Genomic DNA, 26,596 nt, shown 5'->3' with positions numbered 1-26,596 from the left:
TAAGCGAGTAAGAGAAGCGATGTACCATTGCTTCTTTTCTAATAAAAATTTGCGAGCAAGCAAAAGCCACCCTACATCTACATGTCAGGTGGCTTTTGTATAAGGCTATGATTTTCTTTGGATAAGAATAGTTAAGCTTACTAGTGTAACGAAGATTGTGGCTCCCATATCGGATAGAATAGCTACCCACAGAGTCAGCCATCCAGGAATGGTAAGAAGTAATGCAATAAGCTTTAATCCCATGGACACACCAATATTAAACTTAATGATGCGATTAACACGTCTTGCTACTTTTATCGCCTCAGGTAATTTGCCAAGGTGGTCTTGCATCAATACGACATCTGCTGTTTCTATTGCACTGTCAGTTCCTTTTCCCATTGCGATTCCGATCTGTGCAGATGCGAGGGCGGGAGCATCGTTAATACCATCGCCGATCATTCCTACAGTACCTTTGCTAGCGAGCTCTTTTACCTTGGTAACCTTATCTTCGGGAAGCAGGTTTCCATAATATTCAGTTACACCAACCGCTTTAGCAACCTTTTCCGCCGTCTTCTGATGATCACCCGTTAGCATGACGGTATGCCGGATGCCGTTTTTATGCAAAGCCTTGATGACGGATTTACTTTCCTCACGGATCTCATCAGAAATCCCAAACATTCCAAGGATTTGATTCTCGTCAGCAGCTAGCACCAATGTAAGACCGCTTTGTTTCAGTTGTTCAATAGTCGCTTGTATATCTTGTGGGATCGTAAGATGCTCCATACTTTTTTCATTACCGAGCCAATATTTATTTCCTTCGTAAGTGGCGACAATACCACGTCCTGATACGGCTTCTATGTCTTCTGCATCCTTAATTTCAATACCGGAACGAGCTACTTCCTTCATGATGGCTTTAGCAAGTGGGTGAGACGAGGACTTTTCAATCGCGCCTGCTACAGCTAGAAATCTTATTTCATCATAAACGACAGATTGCTCAACGTAGGGCTCACCCTTAGTCAAAGTGCCTGTTTTATCAAAGGCTAGAGTGTCAATTTTACCTAATTGTTCGAGGAACACGCCGCCTTTAATCAGAATACCATTACGGGCATTGCGTGTAATACCAGCTACAATTGCAATTGGAGACGATAAGATCAACGCACACGGACAACCCACGATGAGAACGGCAAGCCCTTGATACAGCCATTCTGTCCAGTCGCCGCCCAGAAAAAGAGGAGGGACTACGATGACAAGAGCGGCAGCTATCATAATAAGTGGGGTATAATACTTGGCAAACTTATTGATGAATAGCTCAGTAGGTGTTTTCGTTTCTTGGGCTTCTTCTACTAAATGAAGGATTTTGGCCAAAGATGAATCCTCGTAAGCTTTTTCGATCCGAATGTGGATTACGCCTTCATTATTAATACTTCCACCAAACACCGGTTCATCCTTCGATTTTTCTACGGGGAGGGACTCGCCTGTAATGGCGGATTCGTTCACTGAGCTTTTACCAGACAACACCGTGCCGTCAGATGGGATTTTCTCTCCCGGTTTAACAATAACCGTATCTCCAACTTGAAGCGTAGTAATGGGAACAACCGTTTCTTTACCTTCTACTAATAAGGTCGCTTCTTTAGGCGCAACCTGCAGGAGTGTCTCCATGGAACGACGAGCTTTTTCCATACCGAGACCTTCCAGAAGCTCGTTTAATCCGAAAAGAATAGCTACCAAGGTCGCTTCTTTCCATTCCCCTATTGAAACAGCGCCTACAAGTGCGATTGTCATCAAGGTGTCGATATTAAATTTAAGTCGTATGAGATTTTTAAGACCCTTCAAGAAAGTGGAGTAGCCACTAAGTGCAGCTGCAATTAAGTATAGGGCGATGACTGAGAAATCAGATGCTTGGCCGTCCATGAATATCGCACCTACATAGATAACAGTAGAAGCAATGAGTGTTCCGATTATTTTCTTGTTGCCTTGGCTATGATCATGATCATGGTCGTTGTCGTCATCATGGTCATGTGAGTGAGTGTGGTCGTGATTATGTGAGTGGGAATGGGCATGCTCGCCGTGTGCATGATTGTGGCCAGCATGGGAATGTGCATTTTTATTCTCGATATATGCGCGGTCATTTTTGAGTATCTTTTTCACTTTATCTAAGGGTACTCGCTCATCTAAGTTTAATTTTCCGCTATTGTAGCTAAGGGTTGCTGTATCTCCATGCTCTAATTGACGAATTTCATGCTCAAGAGCTTGGGCGCAATTGCCACATGATAATCCTTTGACTCGATATTCAATCATGATGATCATCTCCTATAACAAATGAATACTTGCTCATATATTATTACTAAACTTTAACGATGTCAATGAAATATGAGCATTTGTTCATATGTTTTCTAAATCGTAAACTTTCCGATAAGCAATGAAATTGCTATAATAGTTAAAAAGAGTGGATCGAAGGTGATTTAGGGTGGATAAACAAGTCATTGAAATGTGTGACACTACGTGTGTCGGGACGGAAACAGACTTGCTAAAGATTAAACAAAAGATGGTTGATGATACATCAGCCAACGAGCTGGCTGAGCTATTCAAGGCACTCAGTGATCCTACACGCGTAAAGCTTATTGGCGCATTATTGATAAACGAATTATGTGTGCATGATTTATCCGTGTTGCTGGGTATGGGACAATCCGCTATTTCTCACCAGTTAAGATACTTACGAAACTTGAGAATAGTAAAGCGACGTAAATCAGGTAAGACCGTGTTTTACTCTTTAGATGATTTGCATATCGAACAAATATTCGTTCTTACTTTACAGCATTTAAAGCATGAATAATTTGACCCTAGTGGGCGCTCATATTAAACTATAGCTTGTAGTATGCCTGCTAGAATGGAGAAGCATTCGTACTTGGGCTATTATGGATAACAAGAGTAAACGAATATAATTGATGAGAGCAGGCGAATAATTGTGGATGAATTCGCAATGAAATGGGAAAAGAAACGTAAGATGGGCAAGAAAAAATATATTATGTGGTATGGCGTAATCTATGTGGGGATGTCTATCACATTATTGCTGTCGATTATTGATTTTTACTTCAATGGAACCGTCTCCATCGTTTATCTACTAGGCAGAATTCTTATTTTTCCTACAATAGGTTCTGTCATAGCAGATAGAAGATGGGAGAAAATGGAGAAGAAATATAGTATGCATCACGCGTTGAAAGGGACCACAGTTTAAAATATTTGTGTGAAAAGGGGAAACATCATGGCGAATAAAAATTACAAAAGCAATAAAAAAGCAAGCTCTGGGAAAAAAAATCCCGCAAAAACGCTAGTTCTATATACGTCAGTATTAATTATTCTTATGGTCGGCCTTTTTTTTGTTAATCAAGCCAATAAAGAGAAGCAAAGTATGACGCCTGTTGCCGAGCAGCCTTCTATTGTTAATCAGCCTGTTATTGGACAAGATGAGGCAAAGGTAACTTTAATAGAATTCGGGGACTACAAATGTCCTTCTTGTAAAAAATGGAGTGAGACGATATACCCGCAGCTAAAAGCAGAGTATATTGACACGGGGAAGATGAAGCTTGCCTTTATTAATACGATATTTCATGGCGCGGAATCAGAGCTTGGAGCTATGGCAGGCGAGGCAGTCTTAGCACAGAACAAGGAAGCATTCTGGGATTTCAATATGAAGATGTTTGAGGCTCAGCCAACTGTGAATCATGATGGACCATGGATCATAGAAGACAAAATTATGGAAATTGCACAAACACTTACTCCTAAAATTGATTTAGATAAATTGAAGCAAGATCTAAGCAATAAAATTACTTTGCCAGAGGTTCAAACCGATATGGCTCTTGTTAATAAATATAAGGTTAATCAAACTCCTACAATTATGATTAATGGAATCACCATTGCTAACCCGTTCGATATTAAATCTATTAGATCCGTGGTGGATAAGGAGCTAGAAAAATAATATGAGACCACAAAGCTCAGGCTTCCAGCAATATTTATTATATTTTGCATGGATTGTTTCTGTCATCGCCACATTGGGCAGCTTGTACTTTAGTGAGGTACTGGAATATATCCCATGTGAGCTTTGCTGGTACCAACGGATATTCATGTATCCTTTGAGCGTCATACTTGGTATTGCTGCTTATCATAATGAAACTTCCATTAAGAAGTACGTGTTGCCCCTGTCCATTATAGGGGGAGCGATATCGATATATCATTACATGCTACAGAAGGTGCCTGGGTTCGAAGGTATAAAGCCTTGTACTAACGGGGTTCCTTGCAATGTGGATTATATCGACTGGTTGGGCTTTATTACGATCCCATTCCTAGCTCTAATTGCATTTGTACTTATTACTATTAGCTTGCTGCTCGTGAAGACCCCGAAGGAAAATGATGGATATAGATTTGAGGACTAGAGGGAGGGATCGCTGCATGGATCATGAAAATATTGCTTGGGATGCAGGGAAATGGACGACGGCACCAGTCTCATCTCGAGAAGAGGGAAGTACTCTCGTCGTTGAGGCTGCGGAAGGTAGCGATTATTGGGAGAAAACGATGTATGGCTTCCAACATAGCAACGGACACTCTCTATTAGCACCTTGGGATGATGATTATGCTATTGAAGTGACTTTTCAGTTAACCTCGTTCACAGAGCTTTATGATCAGGCTGGGTTAATGCTTTGGCATGGTCCTACGCAATGGATTAAAGCTGGCATTGAGCTTAATGATGGAATTCCCCATCTGGCAGTTGTTGCAACCGATGAATATTCCGATTGGTCTCTCTCCGCAGTACCTGAATGGAGTGGAGAGAATATTACAATACGTGCCTCCCGAATGAACGATGCGGTTATCATTAGAGCACGTACAGACACTTCGGGATGGCGGACTATTCGTGTCGCTCGCTTTCCTTATGCAGAAGGGAAGCAGGCAGGACCATTAGTATGCTCACCAAAAAGGGCAGGATTCCAAGTGACTTTTACGCGGTGGACGAAATCAGCTCCTGATAGTGATATTCATGTAGACCCTCCTATCGATTCCTAAATAACCATTGACCTTCACCTAAGGTCATCGTTTAACCTTCTAATATCACATGATATTAGGAGGTTTTTTTGTTGAAAACAGTAATCAAAAATGTCACTATCGTTTCAATGGTCGATAATGAAAGGCCCTATATTGGGGACATTCTTATTGAAGGTGACACAATCAAACAGCTTGGAAAGGTTATCGAAGATGAGGTGGACGAAGTCATTCAAGGTGATGGAATGGTTGCTATGCCTGGTCTTATTAACGCCCATCAGCATACTCCAATGAGTCTATTAAAGGGCTTCTCCGATGATCTTAAGCTCATGGATTGGTTAGATAAAAAAATGCTGCCAGCTGAGGCAAGAATGACGCCTGACGATATTTATTGGGGCTCTAAGCTATCTATGGCGGAAATGATTAAGTCTGGAACGACTGCTTTTGCAGATATGTATATTCATATGAACGAAATTGCAACAGCGGTAGCTAAGGTGGGGATGCGTGCTTCCTTGACGAGAGGGCTAGTTTTTCTTCAGGATGATGGGGGAAAACGGTTAGAGGAAGCACTGGATTTGGTTGAGAACTGGAATGGCAAAGCGGACGGAAGAATAACAACGATGCTTGGTCCTCATGCCCCTTACACATGTCCTCCGGAGCCATTGAAGCAAATCATTAAGATAGCAGAAGAGATGGAGCTTCCTATTCACATTCATTTGGCTGAAACGAAAGAAGAAGTAATTAAAATCCGAGAACTGTACAATGAGACACCTGCTCAGTATTTATACAATAGGGGGCTTTTTGAAAAGTTACATGTCCTCTTAGCTCATGGCGTGCATCTGAATCGGAGGGATATTGGTCTACTCAAGGGAATGCGAGGAGGCGTGTCTCACAACCCAGTCAGCAATCTGAAGCTAGGCTGTGGCATTACACCTGTTGCAGAATTGATTAGCCAGGGCATCACCGTTGGTCTTGGAACCGATGGCTCAGGTAGTGCTACAACTGTCGATATGTTTGAAGGAATTAAAGCGGCAACTTGGCTGCAGAAATTAGATTATGGTGATCCAACCGTGCTCCCAGCTAGACAAACGTTAAGCATGGCCACCAAGGAAAGCGCGAAGCTGTTGAAAATTGATCATGAGGTCGGCACGCTTGAAGTGGGAAAACGAGCTGATATCATCCTCATCGACATGAGAAAACCACACTTGCAGCCGATTCATAATGTTGAATCGCTGCTTGCGTATAGTGTTAATGGGGCAGACGTCGATACAACGATAGTGAATGGGAAGGTTCTGATGAGAAATCGACAGCTATTAACGATCAATGAAGAGGAGTTGCTCTTGCAAGTAGCTCAACGCGCTAAGCGCATTGTTGAAGGGGTTTAGTGGGGGGGATGACAGGGACGAGGTGGAGCTGCAAGCCGCTGAGAACGGACTAATTGGTGGAAAACTAAGATATGGGAGGAGTAAGCCGTTGAGAGCGGTCTAACTCCCCCCGATCACTTAATCGATGGGAGAGTGTCGTTTATTTGTTAATACAGCCGTCCACTTTATGCTCCGGACATGGACCAGTGTGTTGGACGGGTGAGCGACGGAGGTAGCTTAGTAGCAGCATCACCTTTCGCTGCATTGAGCTGTGGTTGCGTGAGAAAGATACTTTCGGAAAGGTCGGCCCCGCTTAGCTCAGTGTCTCGGAAGTCGGCCCCGATGAGATCTGCTGCTCGCAGGTCCGCCCCTTTAAGATCTGCTGCAATAAGATAAGCTCCTCTTAAGTTGGCACCTCTGAGGTCAGCTTTTCTAAGATTGGCGCCCATGAGATCGGCTCCCCGACCGAAGTTTTTCTGACGTCCTTGAGTGTTCTTCTTCTGACGTTGGGCTCGCACAAGCTCACTAGTCTTAAGCAGTAGAGTGTTTACTTCTGATCGATGAGACACCACATCTATTTGGACGAGTGAGTCGGGGCTGAGGAGGGTAAGGTGTTCCGTCTTCTCGAGAGCTAATCTTAGTTCATCGTGGATGGAGCGGGCCGCTTCCAACGTTAACGATTCAGTCAGATACCAAAGCAGCTCATGCAGCTGGCGCATAATCAGAAATACCTCAAACATCTGCTCTGCGGTTTCCGGAGCTTGCCGCCAATCTTTGCCGGCGTAAGTCACTCGAGAAACCTTTTGCCCAGCGCCAAAGCAATCATAAACCGTACACCCTCGTAAGCCCTTTTTTCTAAGACTAGTGTGAATACCGCATCGAAAATTAGACTGCAAATTGTGGCATGGCGTTCCCGCATTTTTATCCATCGCAAAATCTACCGAAGCTGAGAAGGGCAGGGCTACACAGCACAAACCGAAGCAGCTCTCGCAGTCAGATTGCAAAGTGGGTCGACTATTATCACGAGAAGGCTCTGTATAATTGTGATTTTCAGACAAAGTAAGTACTCCCTTAATAAAAAAATGAAATTTCTTCAATTCATATCTATTATTACTGGTGGATAATAGGCTGTCAAATCATCTGTTATTCATGTGAAATCTGCTACAATAAGTCCATCAGTATAGTGTTGTGATGAGGATGGGGGAGCTGGCGATGTCGGGTTATTTGCGAGGACAAATTGCAAAAATAGCTAATGTAAATATTGAAACTTTAAGATACTACGAGAATTACGGACTTATTTCATCACCCATACGGTCGGAGGCGGGCTATCGTCTTTATACAGAAGAGGTGCTCAGTCAAATTACTTTTATCAAAAATGCAAAGGCATGTGGGTTTACATTGAAGGAGATCAAGAAGGCACTGACAAAGTCGGCAGATACTCCAATTAGTGTGGATGATTTTATAGCTGTAATTGATCAGAAAAGGGAAAGAATCCATTCGGAAATGGCAAAAAAAGAAGAAACTTTAACGAGGCTGGCGGAGCTTAGAGTACATTTACTAGCAACGGGTAGAAATCCTGAGGTTCAGGAAACCCTCCGAATATTAAAAATGGAATCGTAACTTGACCCTGTACCCTACTACAGGAATTAAAGTAAGGATATTAAACCCAGTAGGGAGGGATTAGATTGGAAAGCACAAGTATCGAACAGCTTAAAGCGATTAAAGACTACTTAAAGCAGACAAATCGTAACGAAAACCAAACAGTAGAACAAATCCGGCAAAAGATGGCGAAGTCCGAAGATCAACTGCCCCTGCATTCCGATGTTAACATTCAAAAGGTTACAATAGGTCATTTAGACGGTGAGTGGATCATTCCTATCGCTTCTGAATCCAAAAATGACAAGAAAGTGATTCTCTATTTTCATGGCGGCGGCTTTATTTCTGGTACGTGTGATTTTTACCGCGATTTAACCTCAAGAATTTCTAAATCCAGTGGAGTAAAAGTATTAATCATCGAATATCGTCTTGCCCCAGAGTATACTTACCCCGCAGCTAATGACGATTGCTTAAGTGCATACGAATGGTTGCTTGCTAACGGATACTCAGCTCAAGATATCGTGCTCGGTGGAGATTCTGTAGGGGGCAGTCTTGCTCTTATGACATTGATTTCGTTGCGGGATAAGGGTGGCACACTTCCTGCAGGTGCTTTTCTTCTTTCACCGCATACTGATCTCGTTCATCTAGATGGTGAATCCTATTTGAGTCGTGCAGAGCTTGATCCTACCGGAAGCCAAGAGGGGAACAAGCGGATATTGGATGTATATTTAGGCAGCCACTCCGGACAAATACCTTTGTTATCTCCATTATTGTTGAATTTGGAGGATCTTCCTGATTTATTTATCCAGGTTGGTGATCATGAAGTATTATTAAGTGATAGTACAAGGTTTGCGGAGCGGGCGAGAGAAGCCGGTGTTGGGGTTACGCTAGAGGTGTGGGAGAACATGTGGAGTGTCTTTCAATACTTGGCATACATGCTTCCAGAGGCTCAGCAAGCTATTACTAATATTGGTCAATATGTTCGAACAAGATGGTAGTCAATGATTCCGAATGGGAAATTAAGTTCAAGGGAGTACGACTAACACGTAACTCCCTATTTTTGTGCATCAGGTATGCGATTAAATAGGTGGTAAAAAAATTTTCTAATTCCGATAACGGTTGCCCGAAGAACCACCATCTTTGCGGATCACTAATGTCCTATTCCAAAAAATCCGAAACCGGACACGATATCACCTCAAATAGAATTTGTTACTAGTTATACGTTCTATATTGGATAAAAGTTACTTTTTAACAAAAATTAAGGAGGGGTGATGCGGGATTTAGGTTGTAGGTGTCCAAACCTAAGTCCCGATCCCCCTCCATTGCGGATATCAATAGGACGTGATGCGGAAACGATATTGCTAAAGACATTATCCTTTAGATTTCTAAGTTTCTTTTAATGGATCTTTCATAAACCATGAGATATGAGTACACCTTTGACAAACAAGGATGGCAGCGCTTTTGTTCGCCCAGTCAAAGCCGAAAAATGACGCGCCACTTGTATTTAACTGTCTATAATCTTTATCAAATCTGTCGTACTGGCAACAAGGACAGATTATCGGAGCACCACCAGCGTAGTATCTCATGGAAATCATCCCCTTTTCTAGGTATATTAATAAATACGGTCATTCAAGTAGAAGGTTTCAATAACAAAATTGGCTTCTGGTATGGGCATAGGAAGGTCACATTATTTTATGATATAACTGAAAAGATATCCTTAAAACAAGATTATAGTGTCAGAAGGGGAAAGAGGAATGCGAATTCAATTTGCTCAGCATGTGCCTTTTGAGAATCCAGGTGCAATAGCCAATTGGGCCGTCAAGCAGGGACATACATGCTCAGTAACTCATCTATTTGCTGGAGAAGAGCTACCGGCTATGGACACATGGGATTGGCTTGTAATTCTTGGAGGGCCGATGAGTGTTCACGATGAAGCCAAGCATTCCTGGCTGGTAGGAGAGAAAAGCTATATTGCAGAAGCCATTCGGAGTAATAAAATCGTTATTGGTATTTGCCTCGGCGCACAACTCATAGCGGAAGCATTGGGGGCGAAGGTTTACCCGAATGATCAGAAGGAAATTGGCTGGTATACCGTTAAGTGGACTTCGTCTAGCTTGAGAAAGACACTCCTCCGACATTTTCCAGAAGAGACATTGGTGTTTCATTGGCATGGAGAAACCTACGATTTGCCTGAGGGTGCTGAATTGTTAGCTTCAAGTAGTGCTTGCAAGAACCAGGCATTTGTATATGGTAACACTGTTTTTGGATTTCAGTTTCATTTGGAAATGCTGCAGGGTAATATTCAACTCCTCATTGAGAACTGTGGAGATGAGATTAAAGCAGCACCTTATATTCAGAGCTCAGAAGAGATACTGAACATGGCGTCGAATGCTGATCATTCTGTTGCCTTGCTGGATGAGTTGTTGGATCAAATTGAACTCTTCGGTCGTTGATGTTTGATATTCGCCATTTCAAAATTATTGTCGGTAATCAAACGGGTTGCTAGAATGTTCGTATATTACTCTTCTTTCAATTATTAGGTACTCCATCCTCTTGCCAGCATTTTTCAAACATATTAGAGGGAAATCCTTCCTTTTGTCGAAATTTGAAGAGAGGGAGAGGTTACTAATGGATGAAGCATTTAAAGAAATTACTAATATGATGCAGAGTGGCGCGTGGCTAATAGCAAAAATCTTATTTATTTACATACTACTACCTGAAATACTAGCTTTGATTGTCATAGGTGGAGTGTTAAGAATTAGGGGAGAACTATTCAAAATTTTAATGATGGCAGTCACGCTTTTATGTGGATACCTGTTTTATCGGTTTGGATTGCACCAATTGGTGAATGAAGTTGATAATATTACACAGTAATAGATAATTACATGGACTTTCGGGTGTTGCTATTGGAAATAAATTAAGCAGGAAAAACCTTCCTTTTGTCGAATTTTGATGAAGGGGAGGGTGAGAGATGAACAATAGAATAATGGAGTTAATCATATCGGCAACACTCGGCGGATTAATAACAGGTGTTGTCGCACCAACGTTAGGGGAATGGCTTCGGGGGTTTTTCAACAGTCATCACACCAACAATCGTAAGAAAAAGCATAAAGAAAAGATAATCGACGTGCTGCGCTATCACGTACCAGAAATTACAGAAATGGGCGTGAATTTCGACAGAATTAATTTTGAAGTATTCAAGGGCAAGCGAAAAGATTATACACTGGAACTCTTAATGGAACTTTACCGAGAGGGTCGAGTAGATAAATACGAACTAAAATCAAACGATATAGTATTACCTCTCTGGGCGTACCGGCAAGCACATACCATAAAGAGAATCGTTGAGTAGCGCCCTATTAGGTGCTTTTTCTATTGTTACTAATGAGTGAATGTTGCGTTGCGTTATTATGTGGACTAATCAGGAAAATTTACCTTGCCTGATGTTATAGTTTTATGAGTAATTGATGGTAATGAATAGAAGGTGTAACGTTACAGATATCTAAACCTTCTAAAATAGAAACTTTTGGATGTCAGGATATCGTATGGGCAGATGTTAGAATAGATGGTATGTGAGGGACTTCGCTAAAGAGATTTCGCTTGAGAGATTAATCGGAAGTTAAAAGCCGAAAACAGAAATGATCCTAAAGCTTTGAAGAAACTCAAGGGGAACCTTGATTACTTCGAGGCTTTTTGATTTGAATACATTCGAATTAAAACCAAAGCGGGGGACATCGTGCCTCTCACGCTGAATAAATCACAGGAAAAGCTGGCGCGGAGTGTTTTCGAACAAATAAAGAAGGGTAAGCCAGTTCGTATTATCATTCTCAAAGCGCGGCAAATGGGCTTCTCAACAACAACAGAAGCTCTCATCTACTATTTATCCTCGCTGCAAGAAGCAAATAATCCGGAACAGAGCTGGCAAGACGCAAGCCATGGGTAAAGGAACACTAGGCGGATGTAAAGATGATAGAGTATTTGGTTATGGTATAGCGCATCAGATGAGATTACGTAGACCGCCAAGCAAAAAACATGTGATGCTTCCATCAATTGGGAGTGTTACAATCAGGGGATCAAACACTATATGTAATCTTCTAATAGTTGGAGGCTGATTATGAAAAAATCATTTAATGAAGATATAGCCAAGTTCTTCGAAAGTCCGTCTAGAGATGGATTACGTTCTGTATTACAAAACCACTTCGGGGAACAGAATTTCTTGGATTTCAAGGAGTCGTGGCCGGATTTTTCGAAGGTTGCTAAGCATGTACTAGCAATGGCAAATAGCGGCGGAGGCATTATTGTATTTGGTGTTTCTGAAAAAGATGGTTCTCTAGAAGCGGCGGGCCTAGAAGTAGCTTTAGATAAAGCGAATATCGTTAAGGGGATCAAAGATTATTTCACTCCGGAATTAGATTATACAATATTGGACTTTTTTTATGCCGCATCAGAGTTCTCTTTGTTACAAGGCAAAAAATTTCAAGTGCTAATTGTTGACTACAAGGAAACGCATATACCGTTCATATCTAGAAAATCAGGTTCCGGGATCAAAGGGAATGCTATATATGTTAGAAGAGGGACTAGTTCAGAAGAGATCTTATACGAAGAACTTCAGAAATTAATAAATACTCGTATTGGAACAAAGATCTCCTTTAACTCCGAAATGAATCTGGAGGACCATTTAGCGCAATTAAAATTACTGTATTCACACATAAAGAAATATCACATTATTTATTCAGATAGTCCATTTACTAACCTTGGTCAAAGGATATATGAAGCTGTTCATGGTGAAGCAGAAGAAGTACTTAACGCAGCATATCCGATTGAAAGTTATGATAGTTTTATTGCGAGAATAATAGAAAATAAAAAGAAAAGAATTGAAAGACTGATCGAAACATAAACAACTTAATTTTTTGAAATGAGGGCTAAGTTATGAACATTGACTGGGGGACTTTCTTATTATCAATTCCGTTATCATTATTAATACTGGGAGGGTTTGCTAAATTCTTTATTAATTCATATATTAATGGTTTTTTTAATAAGAAACTTGAAAAACACAAGAGTGATTTGCAATTACTGATTGAAAATAATAGATTTGACTTACAACGAAAGATGGCGGACTTCAATTTATATACAAACAAAAAGCATGAAGCTTACATGAAAATATATGATTTATTTTTAATTGCCGAAGGACATGTTCGCAGTTTTATGGGAGTTAAAAAAATGCCTGATTACAATGAGTACGGACTTGAAGACATAGAAAAAAAGTTAAGGAGTTATAATTTACTTGAAAAGGTTATCCAAGATTTTTTAGCTAAATGGAGAAGTACATTCGGCAGTCCCCGTCAAGAACTACACAAAGAAATAAATGATTACCTTGCTATGATCGATATCCAAAAATCTTGGATTAAGATAGAGGAAGCAAATAATTATTTCCTAATAAACAGGATCTATTTGTCTGATCAAATAGAGGATACGTTATCATCGGTAGTATCGTTGTTGTCGAGTTACTTAAATGGTGTTGAATTCTTATTAGTGAATCGCATTCCATTCTTGGGATCAGAAAATTTGAGTGTGGAAATCGAAAATATGATTAATAGAATGAAAGAGCAAATGAAAAAAGAGTTACAAGTTGGATATTATCAATGAATGATGAGATGCGCATTAATACTTAATATTATTATAATATAGCTGTGTGAGCTAGATTATCTAGAAAATTGATATCGAGACTGAATGACAATTGCTTTTTGTAATGAAAAGAGGCCTGTCAATTGGCGGACAAGCCTCTTTTTAACAATGTCACACTTTTATTCAATCGTTATATTTATATCAGCTCTCATTTTTCTTCTATTATCAACATTAAATTCCGTACTAAGGCTATAATCAACGTATGCTGTAATAACGTAATTACCTTTTGTTAATATGCTTGGTCTTGGTATTTTACGAAAGAATTCATTGAAATCTTGAAATTCGTTTTTTTGTAAATTGTAGGAAGTAAATTTATTAGGGGAAATCGCTGTTGTAAATTCATCTCCTTCATTAAATGTACTTGTAACTAATGATAACCCTGTGAAGTCAAAGGCTTCAAAACCGTCGGAATCTCTAATTAAATACTTGATCAAGAGATCGTCGTGAAATATATCAAGAGATTGGTGCCCAGTGTAAGATAAATGAGACCAGATGTTTATAGGCTCACCCTCCGCATAAATACGTTTTTCTGAAAAAATGCCAAGTTCAAAATACTCATTTGAAACTTTTTTATTTATAGAGGATTTAGTGAGTTTAACTACGGGTTGGTCAATATAAATGGATTGATTTTTGGAATCGTAGCCGACAGACAATCCAAGTTGACCAGATAAATCTCTTAAAGGAATATAGACTTTATTGTTATACGAAAGTAATTGAGATTCTTGATTTGTCTGAACAGCATGATTATTAATGAATAATGTACCTTTGAAGATTAATGTTTTAATAGCGGAAGATGCCTGAACAGGATAGGATACGACTGCAATTGTTGAAAGAAGAATAACAGTTGCTATACACGAAATAAATAACTTTTTCATTTGCATTCACCTCATTCTGATTTTTATATACCCATCTTTTATTCTGAGAGAAGAGAAAATGAATTTGTAGATTAAGAGGGAATGTATCATATATTGTAAACTAATAAGCAGGAAAATCCAATATTGGTAAGATTATTCTTCCATTATTTTGGATTCTGCGTTTCGTGAAGCGGAGCATTTCTTGGTCATTATAGATATGTGGCGGTGTGCTGCAAGCCGCTGAAAGCAGACTAAATGGTGGAAAAGCTAGGTTTGGTGGGCTGTAGTCCGCTGTGAGCGGACTAAATGGTGGAAAAGCGAGGTTTGTTGTGTTGCAAGCCGCTGGGAGCGTACTAAATGGTGGAAAGGCGAGGTTTGTTGTGCTGCAAGCCGCTGGGAGCGTACTAAATGCTGGAAAAGCGAGGTTTGGTATGTTACAAGCCGCTGGGAGCGTACTAAATGCTGGAAAAGCGAGGTTTGGTGTGTTGCAAGCCGCTGTGAGCGTACTAAATGGTGGGAAACCGGGTGTCGGAGTGCTGCCGCTGCGAGCGGATTAAATGGTCGGAAGCCCGGAGCTTGGGAGCAGTAAGCCGCCACCAGAGGACTAATAGAAATAAGCTACCCAAAAGTTTATCACTTTGGATAGCTTATTTCTTATTCGCCCTTTACAACGAACTTCTCAACGCGAGCTTTGATGGCATCACGAGTGGCGCGGAATTGATTGAGAATTTCTTCCTCGGTGCCTGTCGCTTTAGCAGGATCTTCGAAGCCCCAGTGCCATTTGGTCACATTGGGGTTAGAGATAATAGGGCAGTGCTCGTCCGCATGACCACATAGGGTTATGACATATGTAGCACGATTTAATAGGTCTGGATCAATGACATTAGAGGTGTTGTTGGAAATATCAACGCCTGCCTCAGACATTACTTTAACAGCGCGAGGATTGAGGCCATGTGCTTCTAAGCCGGCGCTTTTCACCTCATAGAGATGTCCGCCTATCGCTGTCATAAATCCATCAGCCATCTGACTCCGACAAGAATTACCAGTGCATAGGAAGTAAACGAGTTTTTTATCCATTGTGACAATCTCCTCTGTGGTGTTAATTGATCAATCGTAACCAGAAGTAAAGGCTAGTCAGCGTGATGAACAAGACAGGAACTGTGAGTACAATGCCAACTTTGAAATAATAACCCCACGAAATTTTGACCCCCTTGGATGACAAGACATGGAGCCATAGCAAGGTAGCCAATGAGCCGATAGGTGTTATTTTAGGTCCCAAATCAGATCCAACTACGTTGGCATATATGAATGCCTCTCGAATAATACCGGTAGAGTCTGTTCCTTGAATAGCAAGGGCATCAATCAAGACTGTAGGCAGGTTATTCATGATAGAAGATAGAATAGCCGCTAAGAAGCCAGAACCAATTGTTGCGATGAAGAGTCCTTGATCCCCGAGCCATTCGAAGATCGATCCAAGCTCATCAGTAAGTCCAACATTACGTAAGCCATACACGACAACATACATACCAATCGAAAATATGACTATTACCCAAGGAGCACCTTTGACAAGCTTCCATGTGTGGATGCTTTCGCTTTGTCTAGCAAGAAGCAGGAAAACAATTGCTGCAACCCCCGCAATAATCGAGACTGGAATATTGATCCATTCACTAATGAGATAGGCAATCAGCAGCACGGCTAGGATTACCCATGAGAATCTAAACAATCTTACATCTTTAATAGCCTCGCTAGGCTTCTGTAATTGAGCTATATCATAGTTCTTTGGGATGCTTTTACGGAACATGAGGTACAGAACGAGCAAGCTAGAAGTAATTGCAAAGATAGTGGGGATTATCATGCGACTTGCATACTCCACAAATCCGATCCCGAAGAAATCTGAAGATACGATATTTACTAGATTACTCACAACGAGAGGGAGGGAAGCCGTATCCGATATGAATCCACTCGCCATGATGAATGGCAGAATCATCCGCTGGTCGAATTTCAAGGCTCTAACCATCGCGAGTACAATTGGAGTTAAGATTAATGCCGCCCCGTCATTTGCGAATAATGCTGCTACTGCGGCTCCGAGAAGAATAACGTACACGAACATTAGATTACCATTGCCTTTAGCAAATCTGGCCATATGAAGTGCAGCCCATTCAAAGAATCCTATCTCATCTAGAATAAGTGAGATTAATATGATGGCTACAAAGGCCAAAGTAGCATTCCAAACAATCTGTGTGACATCCCATACATCGCCCATGCTAACAACACCGAACATTAGTGCGATTATTGCCCCGCCGCATGCAGACCAACCGATATTAAGACCTTTAGGCTGCCAAATAACAAATACAAGAGTAACTATAAAGATGAGAGAAGCAATCGTGAGCATAAATCCTCCTAAGTTAGTCGCAGCTTTGAGAGCTTATCGCATTTATTCGGTCCTTCATGGAGGGCAATTGGGCTAAAATTTCGTTAATATAGGGCTTGTCATCAAGGTTCAACGAGTAATAAACCCACTGCCTGCGCTTTGTCTCATTAATAAGACCGCCAGTTTTCAATTTCTTAAGATGCTGGCTTATGTTTGGTTGTGTTGTTTCTAGAATCGCGACAATATCGCAGACACACATTTCCTTCTCTCTAAGAAGGGCAAGTATAGTTAATCTGCTTTTATCAGAGAGAAGCTTGAGAGATTCTAGCATGTCTTCAACATTTGTCATGAAATCAGGGACTCCTTTCCATCAAAGGTTTTTCTAATTTGTATTATACATGACTCACGATATAAGTAAACACTAATATTAGTGATGACTAATTTAATGGCATTAATAATCAACTTACTGTAACGGATTTATGGAACTGCTGTTCAAGTGTGTTAAAATGTTTATAAGATGAAATAATAGATTCAGTAAGGTAAACGGAGGAAAGATGATGCAGCTAATAAATAAGTCGGAAGTACAGACCAGAATTGACCAATTCAAAAATGTTGAAATTTACATTCATCTCGAAATGACTACAGGAGCATATGCTGCCCATTTTGACAGCTCGAAGCATCCAGCAGCTACATTTATCTCTAATGCAGTTATTCAGTTCACCCAAGGCTCGATCTCCGGCAACGGACCGTTCCGGGTAGGCTTAAAAACGCTAAAGGGCTGGGTATACTCGGAGGGGCTTACTCACTTCGAAGAGGCGGATACTGAAAGACTGATATTGGCAGGCCATGATAGTCAGGGTAAGCTGGTCGTAGCCTTGCAATTAAGCAGAGAGCCCTTCTAAACGAAAGAGGAGATGAGAAATTATATGTATAAACGTATTCTTGTTATATTGCCGCATCCAGATGATGAAGCCTTCGGAGCATCCGGAACGCTTGCTAAATATGTGAGTAACGGAGCTGAAGTAACTTATGCTTGTCTGACTTTGGGTGAGATGGGTCGGAACATGGGAATTCCACCTTTTGCTAGTCGGGTAACCTTGCCCGCTATTCGTAAGAAGGAGCTTGAAGAGGCTTGTCAGGCTATTGGTATTCAGGATTTAAGGATGCTTGGTTTTCACGATAAAATGATAGAGTTCGAGGATCAGGAGCAGCTGGATGGACGAATAGCAGCTCTTGTTAGCGAGCTGAACCCTTCGTTGGTTATTACCTTTTATCCGGATTATAGTGTTCATCCTGACCATGATGCTTGCGGAGAAGCTGTTATCCGTACAATTGCAAGAATGCCTAAGGATCAAAGGCCGACCGTTCATTGTCTGGCATTTGCCAACAATCTTGAAACAATCGGATACCCTGATGTCGTTGTTGATGTTAAAGATTTTCTTAAGCAGAAGATGGAATCCATCCAAGCTCATCGCTCCCAATTCCAAGCTGCCGAGCTGGTAGGTAGTAAGAAGCTCAGTGACAAAGAGATTCAAGAGCGATTCGGCACAGAGCGGTTCTGGACGTACTCCTTTGATTAAGAAGTCTTACTGCCTTTGTGGCGGCCTCGTATTAAAGCGACTGCTAATATTAGAAAAATCGGTAGAGCATAAGCGATGTTGTTGAGTAAAGGCCAGATTAAATTAACAAGCTCTTCAAGTGCTGACTCTGTTGTATAGGTAGTGAGTGACAGCAGTAAGCAAATTAAGGCAACAGGGAAGACCAGAAGGCGTTCATTATCGAGTCGTAGTAGCTGAGACAAATGTCGGATGAGAATGATGAGCAGGATGGCGGCTTTGAAATAAAAGCCGACAATTAGAGAGAATCCGATTACTGATTCGATTCTCTCGATAATTTCCTGAAAAAAGATTAAACGGGCAAGCTGGTATAACGAATAATTGAGATCGCCGGAAATCGGTCCAAGCACCATAATGCTGCAAATAATCGACGCCAGCAAAGTCATTGCGTTAATAGTAAGCGCGAGATATAGGTGTTTGCCTACCTTAGATGTGTCTTTGGCGCGGACGTATGGCAAAATAATGGCAAAAACTATAATTTCAGAATAGGGAAATCCATATGTAATATATGCAGCGTGAAGGACTGGTCTGATTCCATCCGGTAAGATGGGAAGAAGATATTCAGGATGATATAGAGTGCCCACCAGCACTAACACCACGATAATGCATCCAAACATGAGGGCTAATAAGACAGCCGCCATCCGGGCTATCACTTCAATTCCAGCAAGTGCGGTTAACGCTATCGTAATGAAAAGCATTGAGTTTACTGCGTAAGTAGGCGTTTCTTTTAACATGGTGCTCTTAAAAAAGATTCCAATTTCAATTACAATACCGGCTACATGCCAGAACATTACACAGGTGAATGGGATGAGCAGCACAGTAGTCAATGCATTTCCTAACGTAAGGCGACTGTATTCAATAAGGGTTTGGTTAGGAAATAATCGGTATAAATAAAGAATGCTCGTCAGTAAGAGCATTCCCATTGCATAGGCGATTAGAAGAGATATCCATGCCCCATTACCAGCAATGTTTGTCAGAGGCGCTGGGATAATGACGATCGAAGAGCCGGTTGTAAAGAAGAGAAACAGCATTGTCATCTGGAGAGAGCTAACTCGTTCGATTTTACTCATAGGTTCCTCCCAATTACAGGTTTATCATTACGAATTTGTAGGATCGAGCCATTGAACGATTTGCTTGGCTGGACTGATCAACAGATTAAAGAGTGTGTCAAGATTAGGCCATGGCTTAGCCGTTACAAATAAGAAACCGAGATACAGAAGTGGCACCAGTATCGCTCCATACATAAACCTATCGCGGCGAGAGGCTTTACTGAATCTCGGAATGTCATAGATAAGCATTGCAGAAATAAGCATCAATATGCACACTACTTTTCCAAACATGGCTACTTCTCCTTTAGTCCAAACGGAGTGCCTACACTCAAACCGACACTTAATACCTTTACTTCAACCTCGACTTCAAATCTACTTTGGGCAAAGATCTTGTCCCAGTTTTGCTCCAATTTTTTCCAAAGCTTCGGGTTTTGTCTGTAAATCTGATTTCCGACTCCAATGGCATCTAGTTTTCGCTGCTTAAAGAGTGTGATCGCATGCTGCAGTCCTTCCTCGGATCGTTCGCTGACTTTATTCTGGAATCGTTGAACATCTTCTTTTGTTTTTAAGACGGAGCACCTTAGCTCGCCCACTGTTCCCTCAATATGAACCTTTATCCTGACCGTCACTTCATTTCCTTCTACTTTGACCGTTTTGTTGCTGTCGAGAGAGAGAACCTCGAATGATTCTTGGATTTGTGTTTGTCCTTCAGTACTGCCAATGCAGTTGAAATTAATGATTCCGCTTTGATATTTGTTGGTTAGTACCATGAATGCTTCCGGATCCTTATCCTTTAGGATTTCCGCCAGCTTTCCATTTTTTATTATCGCTATTCCGGATACCATGGCTTCGTCCTTTGAATCACCTTTATGAACATAAGGAATGGCAGCTATTTTGGATGGGCTTTTCAATCCGATAGCCAACTCATATAGGGGGACGTTAGAGGTTTTGCCTGAATAAACCGCACCGTTCGTTTCCATCTTCTTGTACTGTTGGCCAATGGTCTGTTCGATGAACGGTTTAATCTCTAGAAATTCGCTGGCAGTTCCTTGCGTAACTAAAGGGAGAATCGTACCACGTGGTTCGTGATCCCGTGAGAAATAATCAAGCACTTCCCCAATATTCTGGGTTTTGGCTAGCTTTTCTCCGAGTAGAATAACGCGCATATGATCCCACTTGGCTTTGCGCCCGAACTTTGTCGGAATGTCTCTTGTCGCTTCAAAAATGGTTTCTCCGATTGTTGTGATATTAATACCTTTCTGTCCAGCTTTTGCTTCTCCCATCTCCATTTTGCTTGAAGGATTGTAGAAATGTGTAGTTAAATGGATGAGATTGTCCTCGGCCAAATCAATGGCTACTGCCTGAACGAAGCCGTATTCGTCCAATTCACTATTATCCCAGCATCCAGTGGTCAGAATGAGGATGAGTAAGGACACGAAAGTGGATAATATCGCCTTCACTTTGCTTTCTTCCCCTCTGGGATTTTTTTGTACAGGTGTCGATCTCGAGACGAATTAAGCAGCAGCCGTCGCGGCAAGATGATAAATGCATCCCGCACCTTTTTTAGGTCCAGAGGAGTTAAAGCAGACAAGTATGGCTGTCCCAAAGAGCGTAAGGTTGCCAGGTGAAGGTATATCAGTATTACTCCGACCATAATACCTAGTCCTCCGAATGTCGCTGCTAGTAGCATTAGTGGGAAGCGTAAGATACGAATGGCGATAGCCATGTTGTATTGAGGAAGCGCAAAGGAAGCAATCCCAGTTAAGGCAACGACGATGACCATAACAGGGGAAGCAATCTGGGATTGAATGGCTGCCTGTCCTATAACTAGCGCCCCAACAATGCTTACAGCGGAACCGATCGGTCTAGGCAATCGAATTCCGGCCTCCCTAAGTAGTTCAAAGAAAAATTCCATAATGAGTGCTTCAACCATCGCAGGAAAGGGAATTCCCTCCCGCGTGTTCAAGATGGCAAGAAGCAGAACGGTTGGAATGAGCTCAGAATGGAAGGTCGACAAAGCGATATAGGTGCTTGGAAGCATTAAGGCGATGATGAAAGCTGCCACTCTAATGAACCGTATCAAAGATGAGAAAACAGTTCGATAGTAATAATCCTCGCTTGTCATAAAAAACTCCATGAAATTACCCGGACAAATGAGGATGGATGGGCTCCCATTAACCATAGCGACAATTTTCCCTTCCAATAAAGCAGCCACAGCTGTATCTGGACGCTCCGTAAAACGAACCTGTGGGAAGGGGGATAAGAGGGAATCTTCTATCCATTCCTCAAGATACGAGGCCTCGAGAATTTCTTCCTTGTCGATCTTCGTTATTCTAAGCTTAAATTCCCTCAATGTTTCCGGGTTTACTGTTCCATCCATATAACCGTAGGAGATCTTTCTTTGACTTTCCACACCGGCTGTAAAAAACTCAAATTTAAGCTTAGGGGATTTAAGCAGGCTGCGCATGACACCAATATTGCGATCTAGATTTTCTATGAAGCTCACGTGAGGGCCTTGGACACTGGGCTCCGTAATAGGTTCAGAAGCTTGTCGCTGCTCAACATCAAGAGCAAGATAGGCAAGTGCTTTGTTCCATCCGTTGAAAAAAATAACTACGTTCCCGCTTAGGATGCTAGTGACGGCTTTATCGAATTGATCCAAAAGCTCGGCTGACGGAGAGGAAACACCATTTTTCTCAAAAAAACTTATCACATCTTCTACGGTAACCATCATTGCCGGACCAATCTCGTGGGTAACGAGATTTTGCAGTGCTTCTTTAAGAAGATTTTTTTCATTAGATTTAACCAGTGTGTCAAAATAAACAGAAAATGCCGTTTGATCCAGCCCAGGACCATAGTTCCAATGGAGTATCTGCAAATCATTAGAATTCTTAAATTGATCTTCTATGAGCTGCAAGTTGTCATCTAAGCAGGTAGAAATAGAATTAGAAGAGGGATCTTTTGATGTAGGTGAAGGGTTGTTTTCGCTTGTTTTTTTTCTCATGCTGCTCTCCTTATAGGAAAAGGGCGTTGAAGGTATTGATATCATTTCCACAATCAGGAATAATATTCATTTATGCCCTGCTCTGCGGTTGCGGATAAAAACACACTTGTGGTAAAATATGGGTGATACTAAATGTATCAAACGGGGGGGAAATCCCTAATGAAAAACATAGTCACCTACACGGGTCTGATTATTATTGTTTTAATATTTACGCTTGCTTATAAAGTCGATCATCTTCCTCCCAAAATCATAAAGCAACCAACTAGTGAATATAAGGATAAACAGCCAGCAACTGTTGTGGTCAATCCTATAGAGGTAAAGAAGGACCTCTATGAAAAACTTAAATCCGGCTCTTCCATTAATTATCTTGTTCTTGGCGATAGCATTGGGGAAAGTGATGGAGCTGACAATGAGAATGAGAGATGGTTCCTCGGGTTAACGAAAAAGCTACATGACGCTTACAAAGCGGACGTACTCCATGAAATAAACGGAACACCAGGAGGGGGAGCCTTCGGGGGCTGGATCGATTACCTTACGTTAGAAAAGAACAAGAGTGGCTATGATATGGTCATTCTATGTTTCGGACAAAATGATCAGAGCTCAGTTGAATTGGAAATGTACCAAGCGAATTATGAAGCATTAGTCAGAAAGATCAAAACGGATTACCCTCAAGCTGAAATTGTGACATTGGTTGAAAGCAGCTTATCCAAGGAGCCCTTTGTAGATACCATTAAAGCGATTTCCTCGCACTATGGTTTGTTAAACGTAGACACTCGAGCTGCATTTAGAGCATCAGGAAAACCTTATCATACACTTACGAACGATGGAACGCACCCTAACTCTGAAGGCTATAAATACTACACCCAATCTATATTTGATGCGATCGAGTCGAAGGTTCATTCTAGTGTGATCACCGTTTTACCACCCAAGCTTCTGTATCCTAAAGCAACATTATTCAAGTCGGGCCAGCGTATAACGAATTGGGAGAACTTGCAGGGCTTCGAGTTAACGCCTGAAGGAGGAATCATCGGTAAAGCTGGGGCATCTGCAGAGCTTTCATTTACAGGTAACTTGCTAGGAATTGAAAAATGGGCAGATGTAACTGGTGGCGCATATGAGGTGTATGTGGACGGAAAGCTTATTAACACCTCAGATAATCACGCACCCTTCAGAGTGAATTGGGAAAACCTATTATCGCATAACCTGGGACCCGGAAAGCACAAAGCTATGATTAAGGTTCCGGATGAAATTACCCCCAACGCTATTATTAATATTCCCAGTATGATCACTAATTAACAAGAGAGAGCAGCCAACTGTGGCTAGCTCTCTCTTTTTTTACAACTCCAATACAAGTCTATCTAACTTATCATATATTCCAGCACTATACTGATAGTGTGCCCCCGAGAGGAACTGAGATAAGGGAGAAAAGAGGAATACACATCATGAAGAAGCTCATCCTAAGTATCATTTTCATTTCTATAATTCTGTTAGTAGTTTGGAATCACTCTACAATTACCGGAAGCGTTGCAAATAATAAGACAGAGACAGTAGAGAGAGACTTGGAAATAACAACTGGGGAACCTGAGCCGGATAAACAACAGCTAATAGATATAGATAACACTGACGAAAAAACCATATATTTGACCTTCGATGATGGTCCAAGTTCTGCTACTAACGATATTCTGGATACATTGAAGCACTATCATGCGAAAGCGACATTTTTTATGCTTGAACCACATATGAAGCAATTCCCAGATATCGTAAAAAGGATTGTAGAGGAGGGACACTCCGTCGGTCTACACGGTGTTACCCATAATAAGAAGCTATTCTATAAATCCGAACAATCTGCACTTGATGAAATGAATAAAGGACAAGAAGCTTTGGAAAAGCTTACTGGAATAAAGTCTACTCTAATCCGGACGCCTTACGGCAGCGTTCCTTATTTGCTTGAATCCTATAGAAAAGAATTAGATAACGAGGGCTTCAAATTGTGGGATTGGAATGTAGATAGCAGTGATTGGTCTTTAGGCAGTAAAGCATATATTAACGTTACAATTAAACAAATCGAGAAGCTACATAAAGGAAATGTAACTCCTATTGTGCTTATGCATGATAAAAACGAAACGGCCAAGCATTTATCAACTCTCTTAGAGCATCTAACAAAAAATGGATTTTTATTCAAAAAGATCGAAGAATACAACAAGCCGTATAGCTTTAACTGTTACGATCGTTGCTATCGCATGGAAGACAAATAGTTATTCAAGACTTTGCATAATAGTCCATTCAAATCCTCGCATAATGACGGATTTTTTTGGCGTTATCCAATTTATCTTTCAAATGGAAAAAAGTTAAGAATGACGGATGCAACTTAGAAACATCTAGAGATAACTCAGAAATAACTGGTTGCTACACTATAAATAATCAATCTGGATTAAGGAAACCTTAAATAATGCCAAAACAAGCACAGTGGAAAGTGAGGAAGAGAGTATGTTGTTAACTTCCTTGGTTGAAAATCTTACATTTGTCCGATTACAAGGTGAGTTGAATCGCGAAGTAATGGCACTCGCTTTTGATTCCAGACAGGTGTCAGATGCTAATACGTTATTCGTCGCTATCGGTGGCTTTAACGCGGATGGTCACGATCATATTCTCGAAGCGATTGCCTCAGGAGCGACAATTATTATTGTTGAGAGGAACCTTTTAATTAATGCTCCGGTCACCTTATTAAAGGTAGATAATGCCAGGGCAGCGCTGGCCAGATTGTCTGCGAATTTTTACGATAACCCCACTCAACGTTTGAATTTGATCGGCGTTACAGGTACGAACGGTAAAACGTCTACAGCCTATTTTATTAAGTCAATATACGAACAAGCAAGAACTCCAACGGGAGTCATAAGTACAATTGGTACACAAATAGGTGATAAAAATAATAAGCATAATCATACAACACCAGAAGCCCCTTATTTGCAGCAAAGCTTTGACTCCATGCTAAAGAACAATATCGGAAATTGCGTCATGGAGGTCTCATCTCATTCACTGAGCCTACAAAGGATCGATTGTAGTGATTTCAACATAGGTGTATTTACTAATCTATCTCCGGACCATCTGGAATTCCATCACAATATGGAAGAATATTTTCAAGCCAAAGCAAGCCTGTTTCAGAGAACTAACAAGGTTAATGTTCTAAATGCCGACGATCAATACGGGCGAAGACTCGTCAAAATGAGCAAAGATTTAGGAACCGAATTTATTACTTATGGAATTGAGCAAGATGCAGATATTTCGGCCATCCATATAAAATACTTCGCTAACTACTCCATATTTATGCTTCGGACGCCAACTGGCAATCTCCATATTAGAGTGAATTTCCCGGGGAAGATCTACGTGTATAATGCCTTAGCTGCCATTTCGTGTGCATATGTAGATGGGATTCGCTTAATGGACATCAAAGCGGGCATTGAAGCAGTTACGGCTATAAAAGGTCGATTAGAGGTCGTCTACAATAGTGATGACATTAAAGTTATTGTGGATTTTGCTCATACGGAGGATGGACTAGCGAAGGTGCTGGCTTCGATCCGTCCGTTCGTCCAAGGCAGAATTATCCTTGTTTTTGGTGTATATGCCGCGAAAGGTGAAAAGGGCAACGACAAGAGGCGTGCGATGGGTGGAGTAGCTGCTCACTTAGCAGATATTGCTATAGTTACCTCTGATAACCCGAAGGAGCAAGATCCCCAATATATAGTAGATGAAGTAGCCGCTGCGATTGATGAGTTGGGTGGGAATTATTACAAGATTGTCGATCGTAAAATGGCTATAGAGAACGCAATAGACCTAAGCGAGAAGGGAGATGTGATCCTCATCGCCGGAAAAGGGCATGAAACCTCACAAATTCTGGGAGCCTATGTAATGCCATTTAACGAAGCACAAATTGTTAATCAAAAAATTCAGAGTCGCTCTAGGCATGTCGTTATGAAATAAACCCTGTTATCAAAAAATCTCCGTGTCCATTGAAGGTATATTGTCCGAATTGTTGAACTTGTAAGTAACGGA

30 protein-coding genes are annotated in these 26,596 nt (G+C 41.2%); 20 read left to right on the top strand and 10 right to left on the bottom strand.

From position 1 onward, the window contains the following. Window positions 1-105 precede the first annotated feature (105 nt). Window positions 106-2,277: a heavy metal translocating P-type ATPase gene (locus KCTCHS21_RS17130; protein WP_130610873.1), complete on the bottom strand. Its 2,172-nt coding sequence runs from the start codon at window positions 2,275-2,277 to the stop codon at window positions 106-108. A gap of 190 nt (window positions 2,278-2,467) precedes the next feature. On the opposite strand from KCTCHS21_RS17130, the gene KCTCHS21_RS17125 reads away from it, so the two are divergent. From KCTCHS21_RS17125 to KCTCHS21_RS17100, 6 genes are all read left to right on the top strand, one after another. Then, window positions 2,468-2,812 (top strand): ArsR/SmtB family transcription factor, encoded by a 345-nt coding sequence (locus KCTCHS21_RS17125; protein WP_179952618.1) that lies wholly within the window; start codon window positions 2,468-2,470, stop codon window positions 2,810-2,812. 132 nt (window positions 2,813-2,944) lie between these two features. Continuing rightward, window positions 2,945-3,214, top strand: a complete 270-nt coding sequence (locus KCTCHS21_RS17120) for a hypothetical protein (RefSeq protein WP_130610866.1) — start codon at window positions 2,945-2,947, stop codon at window positions 3,212-3,214. Between the two features lie 27 nt (window positions 3,215-3,241). Next, the gene (locus KCTCHS21_RS17115) at window positions 3,242-3,955 is read left to right on the top strand and encodes a DsbA family protein (protein ID WP_130610863.1); all 714 of its coding nucleotides are present in this window, start codon (window positions 3,242-3,244) and stop codon (window positions 3,953-3,955) included. 1 nt (window position 3,956) lies between these two features. Then, complete coding sequence (locus KCTCHS21_RS17110) at window positions 3,957-4,409, top strand: disulfide oxidoreductase (RefSeq protein WP_130610860.1); 453 nt, start codon at window positions 3,957-3,959, stop codon at window positions 4,407-4,409. A gap of 16 nt (window positions 4,410-4,425) precedes the next feature. Next, on the top strand, window positions 4,426-5,034 hold the full coding sequence (locus KCTCHS21_RS17105) for a DUF1349 domain-containing protein (RefSeq protein ID WP_130610857.1): 609 nt from the start codon (window positions 4,426-4,428) through the stop codon (window positions 5,032-5,034). Between the two features lie 71 nt (window positions 5,035-5,105). Then, entirely contained in the window at window positions 5,106-6,395 is a 1,290-nt protein-coding gene (locus KCTCHS21_RS17100; protein ID WP_130610854.1) for an amidohydrolase, read from the top strand. Window positions 6,396-6,559: 164 nt separating this feature from the next. Here KCTCHS21_RS17100 and KCTCHS21_RS17095 read toward each other — a convergent pair whose 3' ends face one another. Next, window positions 6,560-7,432, bottom strand: a complete 873-nt coding sequence (locus tag KCTCHS21_RS17095; RefSeq protein WP_130610851.1) for a pentapeptide repeat-containing protein — start codon at window positions 7,430-7,432, stop codon at window positions 6,560-6,562. Between the two features lie 154 nt (window positions 7,433-7,586). Between KCTCHS21_RS17095 and KCTCHS21_RS17090 the strand changes: the two genes are divergently transcribed. The 8 genes from KCTCHS21_RS17090 to KCTCHS21_RS17050 all read left to right on the top strand — a co-directional run bounded on the left by KCTCHS21_RS17090 (window position 7,587) and on the right by KCTCHS21_RS17050 (window position 13,613). Next, window positions 7,587-7,994, top strand: coding sequence for a MerR family transcriptional regulator (locus tag KCTCHS21_RS17090; protein WP_130610848.1), 408 nt, complete (start codon window positions 7,587-7,589; stop codon window positions 7,992-7,994). A 65-nt stretch (window positions 7,995-8,059) separates the two neighbouring features. Beyond that, window positions 8,060-8,968 (top strand): alpha/beta hydrolase, encoded by a 909-nt coding sequence (locus KCTCHS21_RS17085; RefSeq protein WP_130610845.1) that lies wholly within the window; start codon window positions 8,060-8,062, stop codon window positions 8,966-8,968. A 756-nt stretch (window positions 8,969-9,724) separates the two neighbouring features. Then, window positions 9,725-10,423 carry a type 1 glutamine amidotransferase gene (locus KCTCHS21_RS17075; RefSeq protein ID WP_130610840.1) on the top strand — a complete coding sequence of 233 codons (699 nt, stop codon included), beginning with the start codon at window positions 9,725-9,727 and terminating at the stop codon, window positions 10,421-10,423. A gap of 175 nt (window positions 10,424-10,598) precedes the next feature. After that, window positions 10,599-10,844: a hypothetical protein gene (locus KCTCHS21_RS17070; protein ID WP_130610837.1), complete on the top strand. Its 246-nt coding sequence runs from the start codon at window positions 10,599-10,601 to the stop codon at window positions 10,842-10,844. Window positions 10,845-10,941: 97 nt separating this feature from the next. Continuing rightward, the gene (locus KCTCHS21_RS17065) at window positions 10,942-11,319 is read left to right on the top strand and encodes a hypothetical protein (RefSeq protein WP_130610834.1); all 378 of its coding nucleotides are present in this window, start codon (window positions 10,942-10,944) and stop codon (window positions 11,317-11,319) included. Between the two features lie 384 nt (window positions 11,320-11,703). Next, window positions 11,704-11,910, top strand: coding sequence for a hypothetical protein (locus tag KCTCHS21_RS17060; RefSeq protein ID WP_130610831.1), 207 nt, complete (start codon window positions 11,704-11,706; stop codon window positions 11,908-11,910). Between the two features lie 171 nt (window positions 11,911-12,081). Then, window positions 12,082-12,864, top strand: a complete 783-nt coding sequence (locus KCTCHS21_RS17055) for an AlbA family DNA-binding domain-containing protein (RefSeq protein WP_130610828.1) — start codon at window positions 12,082-12,084, stop codon at window positions 12,862-12,864. A 32-nt stretch (window positions 12,865-12,896) separates the two neighbouring features. Continuing rightward, window positions 12,897-13,613 carry a hypothetical protein gene (locus KCTCHS21_RS17050; RefSeq protein WP_130610825.1) on the top strand — a complete coding sequence of 239 codons (717 nt, stop codon included), beginning with the start codon at window positions 12,897-12,899 and terminating at the stop codon, window positions 13,611-13,613. Window positions 13,614-13,771: 158 nt separating this feature from the next. Here the strand turns inward: KCTCHS21_RS17050 and KCTCHS21_RS17045 are convergent, their stop codons facing one another. Next, the gene (locus KCTCHS21_RS17045; RefSeq protein ID WP_157994067.1) at window positions 13,772-14,527 is read right to left on the bottom strand and encodes a stalk domain-containing protein; all 756 of its coding nucleotides are present in this window, start codon (window positions 14,525-14,527) and stop codon (window positions 13,772-13,774) included. Between the two features lie 272 nt (window positions 14,528-14,799). Here KCTCHS21_RS17045 and KCTCHS21_RS17040 point away from each other — a divergent pair, with 272 nt between their 5' ends. Further along, complete coding sequence (locus KCTCHS21_RS17040; protein WP_130610819.1) at window positions 14,800-15,063, top strand: hypothetical protein; 264 nt, start codon at window positions 14,800-14,802, stop codon at window positions 15,061-15,063. A 97-nt stretch (window positions 15,064-15,160) separates the two neighbouring features. On the opposite strand, the gene arsC is transcribed toward KCTCHS21_RS17040, so the two are convergent. Genes arsC through KCTCHS21_RS17025 form a run of 3 tightly spaced genes read right to left on the bottom strand, consistent with a single transcriptional unit; the run spans window position 15,161 to window position 17,226 of the window. Then, on the bottom strand, window positions 15,161-15,583 hold the full coding sequence (gene arsC, locus KCTCHS21_RS17035) for an arsenate reductase (thioredoxin) (protein ID WP_130610815.1): 423 nt from the start codon (window positions 15,581-15,583) through the stop codon (window positions 15,161-15,163). Between the two features lie 22 nt (window positions 15,584-15,605). Beyond that, a complete protein-coding gene (locus tag KCTCHS21_RS17030; protein ID WP_130610812.1) occupies window positions 15,606-16,898 on the bottom strand; it encodes an arsenic transporter in 1,293 nt (430 codons plus the stop codon). A 13-nt stretch (window positions 16,899-16,911) separates the two neighbouring features. After that, on the bottom strand, window positions 16,912-17,226 hold the full coding sequence (locus KCTCHS21_RS17025) for an ArsR/SmtB family transcription factor (RefSeq protein WP_130610809.1): 315 nt from the start codon (window positions 17,224-17,226) through the stop codon (window positions 16,912-16,914). A gap of 208 nt (window positions 17,227-17,434) precedes the next feature. Here KCTCHS21_RS17025 and KCTCHS21_RS17020 point away from each other — a divergent pair, with 208 nt between their 5' ends. Then, window positions 17,435-17,779, top strand: a complete 345-nt coding sequence (locus KCTCHS21_RS17020) for a YojF family protein (protein WP_130616555.1) — start codon at window positions 17,435-17,437, stop codon at window positions 17,777-17,779. 24 nt (window positions 17,780-17,803) lie between these two features. After that, window positions 17,804-18,457, top strand: a complete 654-nt coding sequence (bshB2, locus tag KCTCHS21_RS17015) for a bacillithiol biosynthesis deacetylase BshB2 (protein ID WP_130610806.1) — start codon at window positions 17,804-17,806, stop codon at window positions 18,455-18,457. On the opposite strand, the gene KCTCHS21_RS17010 is transcribed toward bshB2, so the two are convergent. Genes KCTCHS21_RS17010 through KCTCHS21_RS16995 form a run of 4 tightly spaced genes read right to left on the bottom strand, consistent with a single transcriptional unit; the run spans window position 18,454 to window position 22,546 of the window. Then, on the bottom strand, window positions 18,454-19,563 hold the full coding sequence (locus tag KCTCHS21_RS17010; protein WP_130610803.1) for a GerAB/ArcD/ProY family transporter: 1,110 nt from the start codon (window positions 19,561-19,563) through the stop codon (window positions 18,454-18,456). The genes bshB2 and KCTCHS21_RS17010 overlap by 4 nt on opposite strands. A gap of 27 nt (window positions 19,564-19,590) precedes the next feature. Next, entirely contained in the window at window positions 19,591-19,833 is a 243-nt protein-coding gene (locus tag KCTCHS21_RS17005; protein ID WP_130610801.1) for a hypothetical protein, read from the bottom strand. Between the two features lie 2 nt (window positions 19,834-19,835). Then, window positions 19,836-21,002, bottom strand: coding sequence for a Ger(x)C family spore germination protein (locus KCTCHS21_RS17000; protein ID WP_130610795.1), 1,167 nt, complete (start codon window positions 21,000-21,002; stop codon window positions 19,836-19,838). Beyond that, window positions 20,999-22,546 carry a spore germination protein gene (locus tag KCTCHS21_RS16995; protein ID WP_130610792.1) on the bottom strand — a complete coding sequence of 516 codons (1,548 nt, stop codon included), beginning with the start codon at window positions 22,544-22,546 and terminating at the stop codon, window positions 20,999-21,001. Before KCTCHS21_RS16995 ends, KCTCHS21_RS17000 begins: the two co-directional genes overlap by 4 nt. A gap of 159 nt (window positions 22,547-22,705) precedes the next feature. Here KCTCHS21_RS16995 and KCTCHS21_RS16990 point away from each other — a divergent pair, with 159 nt between their 5' ends. The 3 genes from KCTCHS21_RS16990 (at window position 22,706) to KCTCHS21_RS16980 (ending at window position 26,524) form a co-directional block, all read left to right on the top strand. Further along, window positions 22,706-23,842 (top strand): SGNH/GDSL hydrolase family protein, encoded by a 1,137-nt coding sequence (locus KCTCHS21_RS16990; RefSeq protein WP_157994066.1) that lies wholly within the window; start codon window positions 22,706-22,708, stop codon window positions 23,840-23,842. 146 nt (window positions 23,843-23,988) lie between these two features. Beyond that, a complete protein-coding gene (locus KCTCHS21_RS16985) occupies window positions 23,989-24,801 on the top strand; it encodes a polysaccharide deacetylase family protein (protein WP_130610785.1) in 813 nt (270 codons plus the stop codon). Window positions 24,802-25,048: 247 nt separating this feature from the next. Continuing rightward, entirely contained in the window at window positions 25,049-26,524 is a 1,476-nt protein-coding gene (locus KCTCHS21_RS16980; protein WP_162309345.1) for a UDP-N-acetylmuramoyl-L-alanyl-D-glutamate--2,6-diaminopimelate ligase, read from the top strand. Window positions 26,525-26,596: the final 72 nt, after the last annotated feature.

The sequence above is a fragment of the Cohnella abietis genome (assembly GCF_004295585.1).
In the GTDB taxonomy this organism is placed as follows: Bacteria; Bacillota; Bacilli; order Paenibacillales; family Paenibacillaceae; genus Cohnella; species Cohnella abietis.
Note: the sequence above shows the minus strand (reverse complement) of the source record. Positions and strands in the feature narration are given on the sequence as shown.

Coding starts and splice junctions, on each gene's coding strand:
- KCTCHS21_RS17105 (WP_130610857.1), top strand. CDS start 4,426: ATGGATCATGAAAATATTGCTTGGGATGCAGGGAAATGGACGACGGCA.
- KCTCHS21_RS17110 (WP_130610860.1), top strand. CDS start 3,957: ATGAGACCACAAAGCTCAGGCTTCCAGCAATATTTATTATATTTTGCA.
- KCTCHS21_RS17045 (WP_157994067.1), bottom strand. CDS start 14,527: ATGAAAAAGTTATTTATTTCGTGTATAGCAACTGTTATTCTTCTTTCA.
- KCTCHS21_RS16995 (WP_130610792.1), bottom strand. CDS start 22,546: ATGAGAAAAAAAACAAGCGAAAACAACCCTTCACCTACATCAAAAGAT.
- KCTCHS21_RS17090 (WP_130610848.1), top strand. CDS start 7,587: ATGTCGGGTTATTTGCGAGGACAAATTGCAAAAATAGCTAATGTAAAT.
- KCTCHS21_RS16990 (WP_157994066.1), top strand. CDS start 22,706: ATGAAAAACATAGTCACCTACACGGGTCTGATTATTATTGTTTTAATA.
- KCTCHS21_RS17030 (WP_130610812.1), bottom strand. CDS start 16,898: ATGCTCACGATTGCTTCTCTCATCTTTATAGTTACTCTTGTATTTGTT.
- KCTCHS21_RS17070 (WP_130610837.1), top strand. CDS start 10,599: ATGGATGAAGCATTTAAAGAAATTACTAATATGATGCAGAGTGGCGCG.
- KCTCHS21_RS17055 (WP_130610828.1), top strand. CDS start 12,082: ATGAAAAAATCATTTAATGAAGATATAGCCAAGTTCTTCGAAAGTCCG.
- bshB2 (WP_130610806.1), top strand. CDS start 17,804: ATGTATAAACGTATTCTTGTTATATTGCCGCATCCAGATGATGAAGCC.
- arsC (WP_130610815.1), bottom strand. CDS start 15,583: ATGGATAAAAAACTCGTTTACTTCCTATGCACTGGTAATTCTTGTCGG.
- KCTCHS21_RS17125 (WP_179952618.1), top strand. CDS start 2,468: ATGTGTGACACTACGTGTGTCGGGACGGAAACAGACTTGCTAAAGATT.
- KCTCHS21_RS17115 (WP_130610863.1), top strand. CDS start 3,242: ATGGCGAATAAAAATTACAAAAGCAATAAAAAAGCAAGCTCTGGGAAA.
- KCTCHS21_RS17065 (WP_130610834.1), top strand. CDS start 10,942: ATGAACAATAGAATAATGGAGTTAATCATATCGGCAACACTCGGCGGA.
- KCTCHS21_RS17130 (WP_130610873.1), bottom strand. CDS start 2,277: ATGATTGAATATCGAGTCAAAGGATTATCATGTGGCAATTGCGCCCAA.
- KCTCHS21_RS17025 (WP_130610809.1), bottom strand. CDS start 17,226: ATGACAAATGTTGAAGACATGCTAGAATCTCTCAAGCTTCTCTCTGAT.
- KCTCHS21_RS17010 (WP_130610803.1), bottom strand. CDS start 19,563: ATGAGTAAAATCGAACGAGTTAGCTCTCTCCAGATGACAATGCTGTTT.
- KCTCHS21_RS17005 (WP_130610801.1), bottom strand. CDS start 19,833: ATGTTTGGAAAAGTAGTGTGCATATTGATGCTTATTTCTGCAATGCTT.
- KCTCHS21_RS17075 (WP_130610840.1), top strand. CDS start 9,725: ATGCGAATTCAATTTGCTCAGCATGTGCCTTTTGAGAATCCAGGTGCA.
- KCTCHS21_RS17020 (WP_130616555.1), top strand. CDS start 17,435: ATGCAGCTAATAAATAAGTCGGAAGTACAGACCAGAATTGACCAATTC.
- KCTCHS21_RS16985 (WP_130610785.1), top strand. CDS start 23,989: ATGAAGAAGCTCATCCTAAGTATCATTTTCATTTCTATAATTCTGTTA.
- KCTCHS21_RS17050 (WP_130610825.1), top strand. CDS start 12,897: ATGAACATTGACTGGGGGACTTTCTTATTATCAATTCCGTTATCATTA.